This window comes from Williamsia herbipolensis (assembly GCF_036153515.1).
GTDB classification, from domain to species: Bacteria; Actinomycetota; Actinomycetes; order Mycobacteriales; family Mycobacteriaceae; genus Williamsia_A; species Williamsia_A herbipolensis.
In genome coordinates, this window is sequence record NZ_CP108021.1 from 346,197 (window position 1) to 362,815 (window position 16,619).

At 68.3% G+C, this 16,619-nt stretch carries 17 protein-coding genes, 4 tRNA genes and 1 pseudogene; 17 read left to right on the forward strand and 5 right to left on the reverse strand.

Annotated elements, in window-relative coordinates:
- Nucleotides 1-229: 229 nt before the first annotated feature.
- Nucleotides 230-874, forward strand: a complete 645-nt coding sequence (locus OG579_RS01555; protein WP_328857833.1) for a DUF6338 family protein — start codon at nucleotides 230-232, stop codon at nucleotides 872-874.
- Between the two features lie 691 nt (nucleotides 875-1,565).
- On the opposite strand, the gene OG579_RS01560 is transcribed toward OG579_RS01555, so the two are convergent.
- The 3 genes from OG579_RS01560 to OG579_RS01570 form a co-directional block, all read right to left on the reverse strand.
- Nucleotides 1,566-1,637 (reverse strand) — tRNA-Val (locus OG579_RS01560).
- A gap of 24 nt (nucleotides 1,638-1,661) precedes the next feature.
- Nucleotides 1,662-1,735, reverse strand: a tRNA-Cys gene (locus OG579_RS01565).
- A 24-nt stretch (nucleotides 1,736-1,759) separates the two neighbouring features.
- Nucleotides 1,760-1,832, reverse strand: a tRNA-Gly gene (locus tag OG579_RS01570).
- A gap of 241 nt (nucleotides 1,833-2,073) precedes the next feature.
- Between OG579_RS01570 and OG579_RS01575 the strand changes: the two genes are divergently transcribed.
- From OG579_RS01575 to OG579_RS01635, 13 genes and pseudogenes are all read left to right on the forward strand, one after another.
- Nucleotides 2,074-2,145: transfer RNA gene (locus OG579_RS01575), tRNA-Val, on the forward strand.
- Nucleotides 2,146-2,268: 123 nt separating this feature from the next.
- Nucleotides 2,269-2,751 carry a TIGR02611 family protein gene (locus OG579_RS01580; RefSeq protein WP_328857834.1) on the forward strand — a complete coding sequence of 161 codons (483 nt, stop codon included), beginning with the start codon at nucleotides 2,269-2,271 and terminating at the stop codon, nucleotides 2,749-2,751.
- A 96-nt stretch (nucleotides 2,752-2,847) separates the two neighbouring features.
- Nucleotides 2,848-4,920, forward strand: a complete 2,073-nt coding sequence (thrS, locus tag OG579_RS01585) for a threonine--tRNA ligase (protein ID WP_328857835.1) — start codon at nucleotides 2,848-2,850, stop codon at nucleotides 4,918-4,920.
- Nucleotides 4,917-5,474 (forward strand): HIT family protein, encoded by a 558-nt coding sequence (locus OG579_RS01590; RefSeq protein WP_045822586.1) that lies wholly within the window; start codon nucleotides 4,917-4,919, stop codon nucleotides 5,472-5,474. Before thrS ends, OG579_RS01590 begins: the two co-directional genes overlap by 4 nt.
- Nucleotide 5,475: 1 nt before the next feature.
- Nucleotides 5,476-6,168 (forward strand): phosphatidylinositol phosphate synthase, encoded by a 693-nt coding sequence (gene pgsA / locus OG579_RS01595; RefSeq protein WP_328857836.1) that lies wholly within the window; start codon nucleotides 5,476-5,478, stop codon nucleotides 6,166-6,168.
- Entirely contained in the window at nucleotides 6,165-7,079 is a 915-nt protein-coding gene (locus OG579_RS01600) for a phosphatidylinositol mannoside acyltransferase (protein ID WP_328857837.1), read from the forward strand. The genes pgsA and OG579_RS01600 overlap by 4 nt, the downstream gene beginning before the upstream one ends.
- 16 nt (nucleotides 7,080-7,095) lie before the next feature.
- On the forward strand, nucleotides 7,096-8,220 hold the full coding sequence (locus OG579_RS01605; RefSeq protein WP_082080079.1) for a glycosyltransferase family 4 protein: 1,125 nt from the start codon (nucleotides 7,096-7,098) through the stop codon (nucleotides 8,218-8,220).
- 57 nt (nucleotides 8,221-8,277) lie between these two features.
- A pseudogene (locus OG579_RS01610) lies at nucleotides 8,278-8,766 on the forward strand (exopolyphosphatase); the annotation flags it as partial.
- 187 nt (nucleotides 8,767-8,953) lie between these two features.
- Nucleotides 8,954-9,877: a pyridoxal 5'-phosphate synthase lyase subunit PdxS gene (gene pdxS, locus OG579_RS01615; protein ID WP_328857838.1), complete on the forward strand. Its 924-nt coding sequence runs from the start codon at nucleotides 8,954-8,956 to the stop codon at nucleotides 9,875-9,877.
- 72 nt (nucleotides 9,878-9,949) lie between these two features.
- Entirely contained in the window at nucleotides 9,950-10,744 is a 795-nt protein-coding gene (locus OG579_RS01620) for a PP2C family protein-serine/threonine phosphatase (RefSeq protein ID WP_328859121.1), read from the forward strand.
- Nucleotides 10,744-11,592 carry an acyl-CoA thioesterase gene (locus OG579_RS01625; protein ID WP_328857839.1) on the forward strand — a complete coding sequence of 283 codons (849 nt, stop codon included), beginning with the start codon at nucleotides 10,744-10,746 and terminating at the stop codon, nucleotides 11,590-11,592. The genes OG579_RS01620 and OG579_RS01625 overlap by 1 nt, the downstream gene beginning before the upstream one ends.
- A complete protein-coding gene (gene pdxT, locus OG579_RS01630) occupies nucleotides 11,589-12,206 on the forward strand; it encodes a pyridoxal 5'-phosphate synthase glutaminase subunit PdxT (RefSeq protein WP_328857840.1) in 618 nt (205 codons plus the stop codon). Before OG579_RS01625 ends, pdxT begins: the two co-directional genes overlap by 4 nt.
- 103 nt (nucleotides 12,207-12,309) lie before the next feature.
- Nucleotides 12,310-13,065 (forward strand): YebC/PmpR family DNA-binding transcriptional regulator, encoded by a 756-nt coding sequence (locus OG579_RS01635; protein WP_328857841.1) that lies wholly within the window; start codon nucleotides 12,310-12,312, stop codon nucleotides 13,063-13,065.
- Nucleotides 13,066-13,078: 13 nt separating this feature from the next.
- Here the strand turns inward: OG579_RS01635 and OG579_RS01640 are convergent, their stop codons facing one another.
- The gene (locus OG579_RS01640; protein WP_328857842.1) at nucleotides 13,079-13,480 is read right to left on the reverse strand and encodes a VOC family protein; all 402 of its coding nucleotides are present in this window, start codon (nucleotides 13,478-13,480) and stop codon (nucleotides 13,079-13,081) included.
- 35 nt (nucleotides 13,481-13,515) lie between these two features.
- Nucleotides 13,516-14,130: a nucleoside/nucleotide kinase family protein gene (locus tag OG579_RS01645; RefSeq protein ID WP_328857843.1), complete on the reverse strand. Its 615-nt coding sequence runs from the start codon at nucleotides 14,128-14,130 to the stop codon at nucleotides 13,516-13,518.
- Nucleotides 14,131-14,219: 89 nt separating this feature from the next.
- On the opposite strand from OG579_RS01645, the gene ruvC reads away from it, so the two are divergent.
- From ruvC to ruvB, 3 genes are read left to right on the forward strand one after another with little or no spacing between them, the layout of a single operon-like run.
- Nucleotides 14,220-14,825, forward strand: coding sequence for a crossover junction endodeoxyribonuclease RuvC (gene ruvC, locus OG579_RS01650; RefSeq protein ID WP_203225430.1), 606 nt, complete (start codon nucleotides 14,220-14,222; stop codon nucleotides 14,823-14,825).
- Nucleotides 14,822-15,424, forward strand: a complete 603-nt coding sequence (gene ruvA, locus OG579_RS01655) for a Holliday junction branch migration protein RuvA (protein ID WP_328857844.1) — start codon at nucleotides 14,822-14,824, stop codon at nucleotides 15,422-15,424. The genes ruvC and ruvA overlap by 4 nt, the downstream gene beginning before the upstream one ends.
- Nucleotides 15,421-16,533 carry a Holliday junction branch migration DNA helicase RuvB gene (ruvB, locus tag OG579_RS01660; protein ID WP_328857845.1) on the forward strand — a complete coding sequence of 371 codons (1,113 nt, stop codon included), beginning with the start codon at nucleotides 15,421-15,423 and terminating at the stop codon, nucleotides 16,531-16,533. Before ruvA ends, ruvB begins: the two co-directional genes overlap by 4 nt.
- The last annotated feature ends 86 nt before the right edge of the window (nucleotides 16,534-16,619 follow it).

Below are 16,619 nucleotides of genomic sequence, written 5' to 3' on the forward strand. Positions count from 1 at the left end.
GAAGGGTGCGGAGTGAATGGGGTGTCGGGGAGGAGGTCGACGGCGTGCCAACCGAGCCGGATCACGGCAGTCGTCGATCGTGTTGGCTCGACGCGCCAACGGTAGTTCAGTTCAGAATACCTGCCAGACCACGGGACTTCTGGGGGCCGAGCTGACTCTGAGGCGACACAAGTCATACAACTATTGCGGGTAGGACTTTAATTGTGGGTGGTGCGGTAAACTACGGATTGTGATTCCTCAATCAGCACTCCAAGTCGCGGTATTTCTAGTTCTAGTTTTGCCGGGCTTTGTTTTCAACGCCACGCGGCGGCAGTTAAGAGGCGGACCGACTCCCGATGAGAAGGATTTCAGCATTCGACTGGTGCACGGAATAGGGATCAGCGTTGGCTTTATTGGTCTCTATCTTGTAATTCTCGGCCATGAACTCAGTAAATACATGATCGAGCACGACTACGCCCGAGATCAGCTGGTCGACCACACACGGACGGTCGGAATATATTTTCTTGCGCTTACGCTGGGAATTCCTGTAGCAACCGCGTTTTTGTTTCAGATTCGGTTAAGTGTGAAGCCGTTCGAACTGTTTTGGGAGCCGATCAAAAGCAGAACGCCTAGCGCATGGGATAAGTTTGCGCCAGTGAGGGCTGGGTGCTACGTGAAAATAAGGCGTACGGATGGTTCTTGGGTTGGGGGGTTCTTAGAGAACGGAAAGGGATTCGTTTCAACATACCCCGAGCCAAAAGATATCTTCCTCTCCCATGAGTTCAAGATAAACCCATCAGGAGAGTTTATTGGTCCCGTATCGAACACGGCGGGGGTGTACGTTCCGCTCAATGGTGGCGAGACCGTTTCGTGGCAGCGGGGAAGACCAACTTGATGATCCCGCTTTTTATTCGTTGTCCGGCTTCGCGCTGGAACCGCCCCTGCCTTCGGGTGGGGCGGGGAGGTCGCTGACATCCGAGGCGGCGTCTTGTAACTGCTCGATACGCGGGGTTGCACCACCGGTGAAGCCCCGCGGCACGCGAGGGCTAGCGCCCTTATTCTCGTGCCCACGTGCATCACCCTTGTTCTCGCCTGACATCGCATCCTCCTTGAACTCGGGGCCTTCACTCTAGCCCGACGAATCGCGCAGACCGCTCCACAGGGGAGTCGCGTGTTCGTCGGAGAAGTCACTGAGTCTTACTCGGTGATGTTCGGCGCGCATCCACACCTCGTTTGCCGGTCGATACGGTGCAGGACCAGCAGCGAAATTTCCTCGTGCCAGGGGCGCACCAATCCTTGCCACGGACCGGCGCGTCTGTCGACTGGGGCGAATACGTTTGCGCTTGGATCAAGCATGCCGAGCCCTGGGACGCGCAAGTCTGGGACGCGCAAGTCTGGGACGCGCAAGTCTGGGACGCGCAAGTCTGGGACGCGTAGGTCTCCTATAGCTCAACCCGGGCACGCACGAACGCCTATCACGGCCTACCTGCCGGACGCGCCGAGTTGTCTTCACGACGAGGTCACGTTGAGGTCACTCATGGAACCTGCGTGACCGAAAAACCGTGCTTGAACTGCAGTAATTCTAGTGCGCGATACTGGGATTGAACCAGTGACCTCTTCCGTGTCAGGGAAGCGCTCTCCCACTGAGCTAATCGCGCGGGTATTTAATTGGGAAACGCTCGTGGAGGCGGCGACGGGAATCGAACCCGTGTGCACGGCTTTGCAGGCCGTTGCCTCACCACTCGGCCACACCGCCACGGTGGACTCAATCGCTCTTCCGAGCGGACGACGGGATTCGAACCCGCGACCCCAACCTTGGCAAGGTTGTGCGCTACCAGCTGCGCCACGTCCGCGTGCGCCGCAAACCTTGTGGGCTCGCGGTGCGAAGCGAAACACTATCCGAATCGCGGGCGACCCAACAAATCCGCTGGTCATCGGCGAGTCCCCGGGGACACACCACCGATGAGACGTTGCCGTTTCGGCGGTCGCGACGGGCCGCGGGCGGCCACGAGACGTCTGACCTCGATTGGCGGGATCACCCTGTCGTCGTGATAACGTTCTGCGGTCGTCGGCGAGGAACACCACGCCGATCGCGGTCCCGTGGCTCAGTGGAAGAGCGTCCCGTTCACACCGGGAAGGTCGCTGGTTCGATCCCAGCCGGGACCACCCCCGCCTCATCTCGTCCTTTCGGACGGGACACCGTGAGTGTCCGATTCCGTAGGGTTGTCCCCGACGCCACCTCGTTCCGATGTGGTGCACACCGGAAGAGTCAGTGAGGACGACGCTGCGATGACCGACCAGCCTGCCGCGATTCCCGACGAGTCGACCGACGGCGCCCGCACCGACACCGCACACGCCGGCGAACCCGGTGGGCTGCTGCCCGACGCGTTGCAGCGTCGACGCGACAAGATCGCCGAGAAGCCGACCCTGAACCTCGCGTACCGCATCGCGGTCGGCGTGATCGGCACCGCCGTCCTCGTCGTCGGGATCATCGCGATCCCGTACCCCGGACCGGGCTGGCTGATCGTGTTCGCCGGCCTCGGCATCCTCGCGACGGAGTTCTCCTGGGCGCACCGACTCCTGATCTTCGCCCGCGCCAAGTACGACGCCTTCGCCGACTGGATCAAGGTCCAACACTGGTCGGTGCAGGCGCTGTTCGGGATCTTCACCTTCGCGATCGTTCTGGCCACGCTGTGGCTGCTCGGCGCTCTCGCGCTGGTCGGAGGGTGGGTCGGCTACGACCCGTCGTGGCTGGACAGCCCGATCTTCTGACCGTCCCCCCATCGCCGATACCATCTACAGGCATTCCTCCCGTGGTCGTCCGGCCGCGGGGTTCGTTCCTGTCTTCACCTCGAGGAGTCGAAGTCCGTGCCTGAGAATTCTGTGGTCGCCAGCCCCGCCACGATCCGTGTGCCGGCCGGGACCACGGCGGGCACCGCGCTGCGTGAGGCGGACGCCCCGAACAAGGGACCCGAGGCCGTCGTCGTGGTGCGCGATGCCGACGGTGCGCTGCGCGATCTCTCGTGGGTACCGGCCACCGACACCGACGTCGAGCCCGTGATCGCCGCCAGCGAGGCCGGACGCAGCGTCATCCGACACTCCGCGGCGCACGTGTTGGCCCAGGCCGTCCAGGAGCTGTTCCCCGACGCCAAGCTCGGGATCGGCCCGCCGATCACCGACGGCTTCTACTACGACTTCGACGTGAAGGATCCCTTCACGCCCGACGACCTGGTCGCGCTCGAGAAGAAGATGAAGCAGATCATCAAGTCGGGCCAACGCTTCTCGCGCCGCGTCTACGATTCCCTCGACGCCGCCAAGGCCGAACTCGCCTCCGAGCCGTACAAGCTCGAGCTGGTCGACGACAAAGGCTCGGCCGACGATCCCGAGGTGATGGAGGTCGGCGGGGGAGAGCTCACCGCCTACGACAACCTCAATCCCCGCACCGGGGAATTGATCTGGTGCGACCTGTGCCGTGGTCCCCACGTGCCGACCACCAAGTACATCGCCGCGTTCAAGATCACCCGCAGCTCCGCGGCCTACTGGCGCGGCGACCAGGCCAACGCCGGTCTGCAGCGCATCTACGGGACTGCGTGGGAATCGACGGAGGCCCAGGACGCCTACCTCGAGCTGCTCGCCGAGGCGGAGAAGCGCGATCACCGTCGACTCGGCGTCGAGCTCGACCTGTTCAGCTTCCCCGACGAGCTCGGTTCCGGCCTGCCGGTGTTCCACCCCAAGGGCGGCATCATTCGCAAGGAACTCGAGGACTACTCGCGGGTGCGGCATTCGGCGGCGGGGTACGAGTTCGTCAACACCCCGCACATCACCAAGGGGCACCTGTTCGAGGTGTCGGGCCACCTCGACTGGTACCGCGACGGCATGTTCCCGGCGATGCACGTCGACGAGGAGCTCAACGCCGACGGCACCGTGCGCAAACCGGGCCAGGACTACTACCTCAAGCCCATGAACTGCCCGATGCACAACCTGATCTTCCGGTCGCGTGGCCGGTCGTATCGCGAACTGCCGCTGCGGATGTTCGAGTTCGGGTCGGTCTACCGCTATGAGAAGTCCGGCGTCATCCACGGCCTCACCCGCGTGCGCGGCATGACCCAGGACGACGCGCACATCTACTGCACGCGTGAGCAGATGGCGGGCGAGCTGACGTCCCTGCTGACCTTCGTCCTCGATCTCCTCAAGGACTACGGTCTCGACGACTTCTACCTCGAGCTGTCGACCCGCAATCCCGACAAGTCCGTGGGTTCCGACGACGCGTGGGAGGAGGCGACCGCGACGTTGGCGCAGGTGGCCGCCGATTCCGGGCTCGACCTCGTTCCCGACCCCGGTGGCGCCGCGTTCTACGGTCCGAAGATCTCGGTGCAGGTCAAAGACGCCCTCGGGCGGCACTGGCAGATGTCGACCATCCAGCTCGACTTCAACCTGCCAGAGCGTTTCGAACTCGAGTACACCGGCAACGACGGCGCCAAGCACCGGCCGGTCATGATCCACCGGGCGCTGTTCGGTTCCATCGAGCGCTTCTTCGGTGTGCTCACCGAGCACTACGCGGGCGCGTTCCCGGCGTGGCTGTCGCCCGTGCAGGTCGTCGGCATCCCCGTCGCCGAGGACTACGCCGATCACCTCGACGGGGTGATCGCGAAGCTGCGGGCGTACGGCATCCGTGCCGAGGTCGACCGTTCCGAGGACCGGATGCAGAAGAAGATCCGCAACCACACCACCGGTAAGGTCCCGTTCATGATGCTCGCCGGCGACCGCGACCAGCAGTCCGGTGCTGTCAGCTTCCGGTTCCGCGACGGCACCCAGGTCAACTCGGTTCCGGTCGACTCCGCGGTCGCCGCGGTGGCCGACTGGATCACCACACGGCGCAACGAATCGCCCACCGCGGAGTTCTTCGCCGCCCTCGCACCCGCACCCGCCGGCGACTCGTGACCGGCGAGCAGATCCACGACAGCGGCGCCGGCGAGCCGGACCGGTTGTCGCGGTTGTGGAGTCCGCACCGGATGTCCTACATCACCTCGTCGATCAAGGAGCCGAGCTCGGGTTCGGCGAACTCGACGCACCCGTTCATCGACATCCCCACGATGTCCGACGAGGACGGGCTGGTCGTCGCGCGCGGTGAGAGCGTGTACGCCGTGCTGAACCTCTACCCGTACAACCCCGGGCACTCGATGATCGTGCCGTACCGGCAGGTCGCCGACCTCGAGGACCTCACGCCGCAGGAGAGCGCGGAACTGATGGCGTTCACGCAGCGACTGATCCGCGCGATCAAGTCGGTGTCGCGGCCGCACGCGTTCAACGTCGGACTCAATCTCGGTGCCGCGGCGGGTGGTTCACTCGCCGAGCACCTCCATCAGCACGTCGTGCCCCGATGGGGCGGCGACGCCAACTTCATCACCGTGATCAGCGAGACGAAGGTGATGCCGCAGCTGCTGCGCGACACCCGGGTCCTGCTCGCCGATGCGTGGACGGCTCTCGAGGACTGACATGGCCAGATTCCTCTCCATCACCGGTCGCGCGGGGATGAGCAAGATCACCGTGCCGGTCGCGCGGGTGTTGCTGAAGGCCGGTCTCACGCCCGACTCGATGACCGTCATCGGCACCGTCGCATCGGTCGCGGCGGCGGTGACCCTGTTCCCGATGGGGCACCTGCTCGCCGGGGCGCTGGTCATCTGGCTGTTCGTCATGTTCGACATGATCGACGGGGCGATGGCCCGCGAACGCGGCGGCGGCACACGCTTCGGCGCCGTGCTCGACGCGACCTGCGACCGCATCGCCGACGGGGCCATCTTCGCTGCGCTGGGGTGGTGGTGCCTGCAGACCGAGGACCACCCGGTGCTGTTCGTCGGGATGATGATCTGCCTCGTGACCTCACAGGTCATCTCGTATGCGAAGGCGCGCGCCGAGGCCAGCGGACTCGATGGCAACGGCGGCCTCATCGAGCGTCCCGAGCGGCTCATCATCATCCTGGTCGGGGCCGGGTTCAGCGAGCTCGGCATGCCGTGGCTGATCGACGTCGCGGTGTGGCTGCTGGCCGTCGGCAGCGTCGTCACGGTCGGACAGCGGATGCTCTCGATCTCGAACTCTCCCGGGGCTCGCGACCTGCTGCCCATCGGTCGCCCCGCCGACCCCGAGACCGCGAGCGGTTCAGGACAGTCGACCCCGGAGTCGCCCGCGTGACCTTCGGCGAGCGCGTCGCCGACCTCGGGTACGGCGCAGGCTGGTCAGTGGTGCGCCGACTGCCCGAAGCCCGGACGCGTCGCGCCTTCGAGGCGGCCGGCGCCCGTATCGGATCACGGGGAGGCCCGGAGCAGTTGCGACGGAACCTCTCCCGCGTGCTCGGCGTGCCCCCCGAGGCCGTGCCCGAGTCGTTGATGCGCGAGGCGATGCGCTCCTACGCCCGCTACTGGTTCGAGGCGTTCCGCTTGCCGGCGATGGACTTCACCACCGCCGCCTCGCGGGTCTACGTGGCCCCGGACGATCTCGCGCACTTCACCACCGCCTACGACCAGGGCAAGGGCGTCGTGTTCGCGCTGCCGCACAGCGGCAACTGGGACATGGCCGGGGTGTGGCTGGTGCAGCAGACGGGCCAGTTCGCCACCGTGGCCGAACGACTCAAGCCCGAGTCGCTGTTCGAGAAGTTCGTGGCCTACCGCGAGAGTCTCGGTTTCGAGATCTTCCCGCTCAGCGGCGGCGAGCAACCCCCGTTCGGCCTGCTGGCCGATCGGCTGCGCGCCGGCGGCGTCGTGTGTCTGCTCGGCGAACGCGACCTGGCACGACACGGGGTGCCGGTCACCTTCTTCGGCGAACCCACACGGATGCCGGCGGGCCCGGCCAAGTTGGCGATCGAGACCGGCGCCGCTCTCATGCCGGTCCACCATTTCTTCACCGACGGAGCGTCGTCGCAGATCCTGTGCGACCCGCCGGTCGACGTCAGCGGGGGAGTCGCCGACGCGACCCAGCGGGTGGCGAAGGTGTTCGAACGCAACATCGCCGCGCACCCGCAGGACTGGCACATGCTGCAGCCCCTCTGGGAGGCCGACTGGTCGCAGGAGCGGCGGGACCGGATCCACGGGGAGTCCGGGCGATGACGGGGATCGCGCAGCGATGAGGATCGGGATGATCTGCCCGTACTCGTTCGACACCCCCGGCGGTGTGCAGGCGCACGTGGTGGAACTCGCGCAGGTGTTCATCGAGCGCGGCCACACCGTGAGCGTCCTGGCCCCGGCCGCCGACACCTCGTCACTGCCCGACTACGTCGTGTCGGTCGGACCGGCGCTGGCCATCCCGTACAACGGCTCGGTGTCGAAGGTGAACTTCGGGCCCGCCGCCTACCGTCGACTGCGCACCTGGATCCGTGACGGCGACTTCGACGTGTTGCACGTCCACGAGCCGAACGCGCCGAGCATCTCCATGCTGTCGCTGTTCGTCGCGCAGGGTCCGATCATCACCACCTTCCACACCTCCACCACGAAGTCGTTGTGGCTCAGCACCTTCCAGGGCATCCTGCGTCCGTACCACGAGCGGATCATGGGCAAGATCGCCGTGTCGGAGCTCGCGCGCCGCTGGCAGATGGAATCGCTGGGGTCCGACGCGGTCGAGATCCCCAACGGCATCCACGTCGACTCCTTCGCCGAGGCGACACCGCTCGAGGGCTTCCCCCGCGAGGGACGATCGATACTGTTCCTGGGCCGCTACGACGAACCCCGCAAGGGCATCGACGTGCTCATGCGCGCCCTGCCGCGCATCGTCCGGTCGTTCCCCGACATCACCGTCCTCGTCGTCGGCAGTGGCCACGAGCGGGCGATGCGCCGACGTGCGGGCGCGCTCGCGGATCACCTGGTGTTCCTCGGGCAGGTCGACGACGCCACGAAGGCGCGGGCGTTGGCGTCGGTGGATGTCTACTGCGCGCCCAACCTCGGTGGCGAGAGCTTCGGCATCGTGCTCGTCGAGGCGATGGCGGCCGGCGCCGCGGTCATCGCGAGCGACCTCGACGCGTTCCGGCGCGTCCTCGACGACGGACGCGCCGGACGACTCGTCCGCGCGGGGGATCCGGCCGCACTGGCCTCCGGCGTCATCGAGGTCCTCGCCGACGACGACACACGACATGAGCTGGTCGCCCGGGCACAGCAGCGCGCCCGCCGGTACGACTGGTCGCGGATCGCCGACCAGATCCTCCAGGTCTACGAGTCGGTCACCGTGGGCTCCGGGAAGGTGTCGGTCAGCGACTGACACCCGCCCCGGCGCAGACCGGGCGAACCGACCGATCACTCATCGAAGGGGCAGATGATGACAATTTCGGCTGTGACGATCCTGATCGTTGCCATCGTGGTGGCGATCGTGTCCGTCGGCATCGGATGGATCTACAAGACGGCGAACCGACTCGATCGACTCCACGTGCGCGTCGACCTCGCGTGGCAGGCCCTCGACGCCGCCCTGGCACGTCGCGCGGTGGTCGCCCGCACCATCGGGGCGGGCCTCGGCGCCGACGGTCGCGAGCTGATCGCGTGCGCCGACCGCGCCGAACGGGCCGATCGCGCCGACCGCGACCTGGCCGAGAACGAGGTGTCGGCCCAGCTCGCGAAGGTCGACTCGTCGACACTGCGCGCCCAGCTGGTCGCCGAGCTCGCCGACGCCGACACCCGCGTGATGATCTCGCGCCGGTTCTACAACGACGCCGTCCGCGACACCCTCGCGCTGCGCGGGCGTGGTCCGGTGCGACTGCTGCGCCTCGGTGGTACCGCCCCCGAGCCGCGATACCTGGAGATCGTCGAACGCGTCCTCGGCTGAGCTCGCGGGCGCGCAACCCGGTGTGACCACCGTCATGGTCGCCATCGGTGCTGGTGACCGCGTCGGAGGCCACGGCGGGACGCCGCCGATGGTGGGCCTAGAATTAAGCGATACCCCACTGCGGGAATCACCGGTCGTGGCCGCCGCGACCGAGGCAGTACGTACGTCAGGAGACATGACAGTGACCAGCGAGGCAACCACCGAGCACGATCAGCCGACCGGTGCCGGGACGGCGCGCGTCAAGCGCGGTATGGCCGAGATGCTCAAGGGCGGCGTCATCATGGACGTCGTCAACGCCGAACAGGCGAAGATCGCCGAGGACGCCGGTGCGGTCGCGGTCATGGCCCTCGAGCGCGTTCCCGCCGACATCCGTGCCGAAGGTGGCGTGTCGCGGATGAGCGATCCCGACATGATCGACGGCATCATCGCCGCGGTGTCGATCCCGGTGATGGCCAAGGCCCGCATCGGTCACTTCGTCGAGGCCCAGATCCTGCAGAGCCTCGGTGTCGACTACATCGACGAGTCGGAGGTCCTCACCCCCGCCGACTACACCCACCACATCGACAAGTGGCGCTTCACCGTGCCCTTCGTGTGCGGTGCGACCAACCTCGGTGAGGCGCTCCGGCGTATCTCCGAGGGAGCGGCCATGATCCGTTCCAAGGGCGAGGCCGGCACCGGCGACGTCTCCAACGCCACCACGCACATGCGCACCATCGGCGGCGAGATCCGTCGCCTCACCGCGCTGTCGGCCGACGAGCTCTATGTCGCGGCGAAGGAGCTGCAGGCGCCCTATGACCTCGTGGTCGAGGTGGCCCGTCTCGGACGCCTCCCGGTCACCCTGTTCACCGCCGGCGGCATCGCGACCCCGGCCGACGCGGCGATGATGATGCAGCTCGGCGCAGACGGCGTGTTCGTCGGTTCGGGCATCTTCAAGTCCGGGAACCCGGCCGAGCGTGCGTCGGCGATCGTGCAGGCCACCACCTTCCACGACGACGCGGACGTGCTGGCGAAGATCTCGCGCGGTCTGGGGGAGGCGATGGTCGGCATCAACGTCGAGCAGCTCCCCGTCGGGCACCGGCTCGCCGAGCGGGGCTGGTAGCCGGTAGCCGCGGTGCATGCGAGGGGGTGCACGAGCGACGATGGCGACGATGACGACGGGCGGGCGATGACGATGGCAGCGGTGGCGACAGTGCGCGATTCCGCGGCCTCGGGGTCCCACGAGGTCGGCGGCTTCGGGATCGACTGGGCCGCCGTCAGCGATGTCGGTCTGGTCCGCGAGGCCAACGAGGACGCGGCGCTGGTCACCGATCGGCGCTACCTGTTGGCCGACGGCATGGGTGGTCACGACTGCGGGGAGCTCGCCAGCGAGACAGCGCTGGCCGCCCTCGGCGCCGTCGAACCGTCCGATCTGACGACCACCCGCGACGCCGTCCTCGGCGCTCTGCGTACCGCCGCCCACGACATCGGGGACATCGACTCGGCCAACGGCCGGCGCGCGGGGACCACGGTGACCGGCGCGCTCATCGTCGACTACGAGGGCGCCCCGCACTGGCTGGTGGTCAACATCGGGGACTCGCGCACCTACCGCTGGTCGGACGCCGTCATCGAGCAGGTGACCACCGACCACTCGCAGGTCCAGGAGCTCATCGACGCGGGGCATCTCACCCCGGAACAGGCCCGCGTCGACCCCCGTCGCAACGTCATCACGCGTGCACTGGGCGCGGGGATGGACGCCGAGGCCGACTTCTTCGTGTTCCCGGTCGTCGCCGGCGACGTCGTGCTGATCTGTTCCGACGGGCTCACCGGCGAGTTGCCCGATTCCGAGTTGGAGGAGATCATCGCCGAGCGCGCCGCGACACCGGACGCGCTCGCCGCCGAACTGGTGTCGGCGACGCTGGCGCTGGGGGCGCGCGACAACGTCACCGTCGTCGTCGCGGCGGTTCGTCAACTGGGAGAAGAGGACTGATGGCCACGATCGAGGAGATCCTGGAACTCGAGCCGATCGACGCCGACATCTATCGCGGCAAGGCCTACACCAGCCAGCTGCTGCGCACCTTCGGCGGCCAGGTCGCCGGACAGGCGTTGGTCTCGGCCACCCACACCGTCGCACCCGAGTACCGCGTCCACTCCCTGCACGGCTATTTCCTGCGACCGGGCAACCCCGACGAGCCGACGATCTTCCTCGTCGACCGGATCCGTGACGGCCGCTCGTTCTGTACGCGTCGGGTCACCGGCGTGCAGGCGGGCGAGGCGATCTTCACCATGTCGGCGTCGTTCGGGGTGCCGTCGCAGGGACTGGTGCACCAGGACGAGATGCCGCCCGCGCCCGACCCGGAGACGCTCGAGGACCCGTTCCAGACTCGCACCGAGGCACAACGATCGGTGTTCCGCGAGTGGGAGAACTTCGACATCCGGATCGTCCCGGCCGATCAGATGGTCCGCGCCGAGCGTTTCGCCGCCCAGCAGCGGGTGTGGTTCAAGTACCGCCACCGGCTGCCCGACGACCAGGTGTTCCACGTGTGCACGCTGGCCTACATGAGCGACATGACGCTGCTCGGTTCGGCAAAGGTCGCCCACCCCGATTCCAACCCCCAGTCGGCGTCGCTCGATCACGCGATGTGGTTCCTGCGGCCGTTCCGCGCCGACGAGTGGCTGCTCTACGACCAGACGTCGCCCTCGGCCGAGGACGGTCGCGCGCTCACCCAGGGCCGCATCTTCGACACGAGCGGTCGGATGGTCGCCGCGGTCACCCAGGAGGGTCTGGCCCGGGTGGGTCGCACCATGCCGACTGATCAGCACGCCCGACAGGGGTGAGCGGCACCGACCGGAGGCCGACGATCGGCGTGCTGGCCCTGCAGGGGGACGTCCGCGAACACGTGGCCGCGCTCGAGGCCGCCGGAGCCGCCGCCGTCACGGTCCGCCGCCCCGCCGAACTCGACGCGATCGACGGCATCGTCATCCCGGGCGGCGAGTCGACCACCATGAGTCGACTGCTCGACCTGTTGGACCTGCTGGTGCCGCTGCGGACGCGACTCGCCGAGGGTTTGCCCGCCTACGGTTCGTGCGCGGGCATGATCCTGCTGGCCTCCGACGTCCTCGACACCCGCCCCGACGCCCACCACCTCGATGCCCTCGACATCACGGTGCGGCGCAACGCCTTCGGACGTCAGGTGCAGTCGTTCGAGACCGACATCGACATCGCCGACGTCCCCGGCGGGCCGATGCGGGCGGTGTTCATCCGCGCGCCGTGGGTGGAGGCGACCGGCGCGGGGGTGACCGTGCTCGGGCGGGTCCCCGACGGCCCCGCGGCCGGACGTGTCGTCGCGGTACGCCAGGGTTCGGTGGTCGCGACGTCGTTCCATCCCGAGGTCACCGGCGATCTGCGCATCCACCGCTATTTCACCGACATCGTCGCCGCGGGCGCCTGACGTCGACGGAACGACCTGGCCCGGCGGGTAACATCGCTTCTCGCAGCATGACGTACGGCACGCGCGGACTCCACGGCGCGGCCAGGAGAGAGGGGCACCGGCGATGAGCGGCCATTCCAAGTGGGCCACCACCAAGCACAAGAAGGCGGTGGTCGACGCCAAGCGCGGCAAGATGTTCGCGAAACTGGTGAAGAACATCGAGGTGGCGGCGCGCACCGGTGGCGGCGATCCGTCTGGCAACCCGACGCTCTTCGACGCCATCCAGAAGGCGAAGAAGTCCTCGGTGCCCAACGACAACATCGAGCGCGCCCGCAAGCGCGGTGGCGGCGAGGAAGCCGGCGGCGCCGACTGGCAGACCATCATGTACGAGGGCTACGGCCCCAACGGTGTCGCCGTGCTCATCGAGTGCCTCACCGACAACCGCAACCGTGCCGCGGGCGAGGTGCGCACCGCGATGACCCGCAACGGCGGCAACATGGCCGACCCGGGGTCGGTCTCCTACCTGTTCACCCGGCGCGGAGTGGTCACGCTGGAGAAGGCCGACCAGACCGAGGACCAGGTCCTCGACGCCGTTCTCGAGGCCGGAGCCGAGGAGATCACCGACCTCGGCGACTCCTTCGAGATCATCAGCGAGCCGACCGACCTCGTGGCCGTACGCACCGCGCTGCAGGAGTCGGGGATCGACTACGACTCGGCCGAGGCCAGTTTCCGTGCGTCGGTGGAGGTCCCGGTCGACGCCGAGGGTGCACGCAAGGTGTTCAAGCTCATCGACGCGCTCGAGGACTCCGACGACGTGCAGAACGTCTACAGCAACGCCGACATCAGCGACGAGGTCCTCGCCGAGCTCGAAGACGACTGACGACCGATCCGTCTCAGACGTCGGTCGGCGGGTGCTCGGCGACGCAGAACAGGTTCCCCTCCGGATCGGTCAGGGTCGACCACTGCACCCACGGGACCTCGTCGAGGACATCCCACAGGTGCGTCGCGCCCAGGGCCACCAGCCGACGCACCTCGTCGGATCGCGTGCCCCACGCGGCGGTGAGATCGAGATGCTGGTCCTGGGTCGTCGGCCGAGGATCGGATCGTGGCCGGAAGAACATCGCCAGACCGCCGGGGGTACCCGGTGCGACGAACACGTTGCCGCCGGCCGGATCGGTCGCCCTCCCACCGATCGCGTCAGCCCAGAACCGAGCCAAGCGCTGCGGGTCATCGGCGGCGACGTTCACCGCTCCGAGTGTCAGGTGGGCGGGCTCGTGCGTGGGGGAGGCGGTCATCGGTCCGACCGTACGGGCATCCGAGGTGGGCTGCGTCAGGTCCCGTCGCGCACCGCGGGGCGGTCCGGATGGTCGTAGCGGACGGTGATGTCGGCGACGTCACCGATGTCGTCGGAGTGTTCGACGAGTGCGTCGACCGTCCAGCGGTCGGCGTCGGGTGTGCGGCGCCCGAGCGCGGCCGCACTCATCTCCAGGCGGACTGTCGGTGACAGGGCCAGACCATGTCCGAGCAGCATCGGTCCGGCGATGATCAGCACCTGGTCGGCCGCCGCTGTGGTCGGCCGATCCCGCGGCGAGCGGTCGGTCGCCTCGTCCCACAGACGCGGCAACCAGCAGCCCGAGCGATGGACGGCGGTGACGACCTCGCGGTCGAGGGCGGCGTAGTCGAACCACATGGTCCGGTAGCTCTCGGCGTCGGTGTGCCCGAATTCCTTCCGCACCGACGCCGGACGCACGTAGTCGCCGACCGCGACCACCCCCGCGGCCCGCCCCGTCGCGCGCAACGCGGCGGCGACACGCTCGGCCAGGTCGGTCGGACGCGCCGCGTCGGCGCCGTCGACACCGGCCACGACCACCCCGGGGCGTCGGGTGATGACCTCGACACACAGGTCGACGAGGGCGTCGGGGGTGGTCGGACGGTAGGTGGGCATCGGCGTCCATTGTGTCGTGTCGATCGGCGACGACGTCGGCCCGGACCGCTAGTATCTCGAACAGTTGTTCGTCTGCGGCGGGAGAATGCGTGCGTGTCATGGGAGTCGATCCCGGCCTGACCCGGTGCGGTATCGCACTCGTCGAGTCCGGTGGGGGCCGGGCGGTCACCGCTCTCGACGTCGATGTCGTGCGCACACCGTCGGACATGGATCTCGCCGAACGCCTCCTCGCGATCCACTCCGCGGCGGTCCACTGGATCGAGACCCACCGCCCCGACGTCGTCGCGGTCGAGCGGGTCTTCGCGCAGAACCAGGTGAGCACCGCCATGGGGACGGCGCAGGCCGGCGGCGTCGTCGCGCTCGCCGCGGCTCAGCACGGCATCCCGGTGCGCTTCCACACTCCCAGTGAGGTGAAGGCCGCCGTCACCGGCAGCGGTCGCGCCGACAAGGCGCAGGTCACCACGATGGTGACCCGCATCCTCGGGATGCAGACCAAGCCGCAGCCCGCCGACGCCGCCGACGCCCTCGCCCTGGCCATATGTCACTGCTGGCGAGGTCCGATCGCCGAGCGGCTCGCCGCCGCCGAGGCCCGTGCCGCGGTGCAGGTGGCCGCGGCCCGGGCCGCCGTCGCGCGTGCCGCCGCGGCCGACGCCGACCGTCGCGCGAAGGTCGCCGCGAACAGGACCCCACGGTGATCGCATCGGTACGCGGCCCCGTCCTGCACATCGCGCTCGACCATGTCGTGATCGACTGCGGCGGTGTGGGTTACCGCGTTCTCGCGACTCCGTCGACGCTGTCGTCGTTGCAGCGGGGGAGCGAGGCGACGCTGCTCACGGCGATGATCGTGCGCGAGGACTCGATGACGCTCTACGGGTTCACCGAACCCGACGCGCGTGATCTGTTCGCACTGTTGCAGACCGTCACCGGGGTCGGGCCCCGTCTCGCCATGGCCACCCTCGCGGTGCTCGAGCCCGCGGCGCTGCGGCGCGCGCTGGCCGATTCCGACGTCAAGGCGCTGTGCACGGTCCCGGGTATCGGCAAGCGCGTCGGGGAGCGGCTCGTGGTCGAGCTGCGCGACAAGGTCGACCGGACGGGCGCGACACCGGACTCGGGTGCCGGTGTCGTGGCCTCGATGAGCGTCGGCGATCAGGTCGTCGAGGCCCTCGTCGGTCTGGGCTTCCCCGCGCCGTCCGCCGAACGCGCCGTGGCCGCGGTCCTCGCCGATGAACCCGACGCCGACTCCGCCCGCACGCTGCGCACCGCGCTGGCCTCGCTCGGCCGGGGCGCGCGATGAGCGAGGACGCCTTCGGTGGCGCCGGCGACCCCGGTTCGTCCACCGACGATCGTGACGTCAGCCCGTTCACCGTCACCTCCGACGGCGATCTCGACACCAACCTGCGCCCGCGCAGCCTCACCGACTTCATCGGCCAGCCACGGGTCTGTGAACAGCTCGAACTGGTGCTCGCCGGTGCCCGCGGTCGCGGAGGCACGCCTGACCACATCCTGCTGTCGGGGCCACCGGGACTGGGCAAGACCTCCTTGGCGATGATCATCGCCGGCGAGATGGGCGCGGCCATCCGGGTGACCTCGGGACCCGCCCTCGAACGCGCCGGCGACCTCGCCGCGATGCTGTCGAACCTCGTCGAGGGCGACGTCCTGTTCATCGACGAGATCCACCGCATCGCCCGTCCCGCCGAGGAGATGCTCTACCTCGCGATGGAGGACTACCGGGTCGACGTGGTGGTGGGCAAGGGACCCGGGGCCACGTCCATCCCGCTCGACGTCGCCCCGTTCACGCTGGTCGGGGCGACCACCCGCTCGGGGTCACTGACCGGTCCGCTCCGCGACCGGTTCGGGTTCACCGCGCACATGGAGTTCTACGAGCCCTCCGAACTGCTGCGGGTCATCACCCGGTCGGCGGGGATCCTCGGGGTGCGCCTCGACCACGAGGCGGGCGCCGAGATCGCGGGGCGCTCCCGCGGGACCCCACGTATCGCCAACCGCCTGCTGCGGCGGGTGCGCGACTACGCCGAGGTCCGCGGCGACGGACGCGTCACCCTCGAGGTGGCACGTGCGGCGCTACGGGTCTACGACGTCGACGAGCTGGGGTTCGACCGCCTCGACCGTGCCGTCCTCGGTGCGCTGGTCAAGGGCTTCGGGGGCGGGCCGGTCGGTGTGTCGACGCTCGCGGTCGCCGTGGGTGAAGAGCCGGCGACCGTGGAGGAGGTGTGCGAGCCCTTCCTGGTCCGGGCCGGGATGATCGCTCGCACCCCCCGGGGACGGGTGGCGACGGCCGCGGCCTGGCACCATCTCGATCTCACCCCGCCGGCGGGCGCGCTGAACGCCTCGTTCGGCGTGCGGGTCCGCGACGACGGTGACTCGCTGTTCGGTCCCGAGTTCTGACGCCCGGACGCGCCCGGGAGCGACCGGGTTCTTTCCCGGCGGGCGAAGATTGTCTGGGCTCGCCGTCGAGATGGCACACTGGATGA

Excerpts from the sequence above, each read along its gene's own strand:
- ruvB (WP_328857845.1), top strand. The coding sequence starts at position 15,421 with ATGAGCGAGGACGCCTTCGGTGGCGCCGGCGACCCCGGTTCGTCCACC.
- pgsA (WP_328857836.1), top strand. The coding sequence starts at position 5,476 with ATGGCCAGATTCCTCTCCATCACCGGTCGCGCGGGGATGAGCAAGATC.
- pdxS (WP_328857838.1), top strand. The coding sequence starts at position 8,954 with ATGACAGTGACCAGCGAGGCAACCACCGAGCACGATCAGCCGACCGGT.
- OG579_RS01580 (WP_328857834.1), top strand. The coding sequence starts at position 2,269 with ATGACCGACCAGCCTGCCGCGATTCCCGACGAGTCGACCGACGGCGCC.
- OG579_RS01625 (WP_328857839.1), top strand. The coding sequence starts at position 10,744 with ATGGCCACGATCGAGGAGATCCTGGAACTCGAGCCGATCGACGCCGAC.
- OG579_RS01620 (WP_328859121.1), top strand. The coding sequence starts at position 9,950 with ATGGCAGCGGTGGCGACAGTGCGCGATTCCGCGGCCTCGGGGTCCCAC.
- OG579_RS01635 (WP_328857841.1), top strand. The coding sequence starts at position 12,310 with ATGAGCGGCCATTCCAAGTGGGCCACCACCAAGCACAAGAAGGCGGTG.
- OG579_RS01605 (WP_082080079.1), top strand. The coding sequence starts at position 7,096 with ATGAGGATCGGGATGATCTGCCCGTACTCGTTCGACACCCCCGGCGGT.
- OG579_RS01645 (WP_328857843.1), bottom strand. The coding sequence starts at position 14,130 with ATGCCCACCTACCGTCCGACCACCCCCGACGCCCTCGTCGACCTGTGT.
- OG579_RS01640 (WP_328857842.1), bottom strand. The coding sequence starts at position 13,480 with ATGACCGCCTCCCCCACGCACGAGCCCGCCCACCTGACACTCGGAGCG.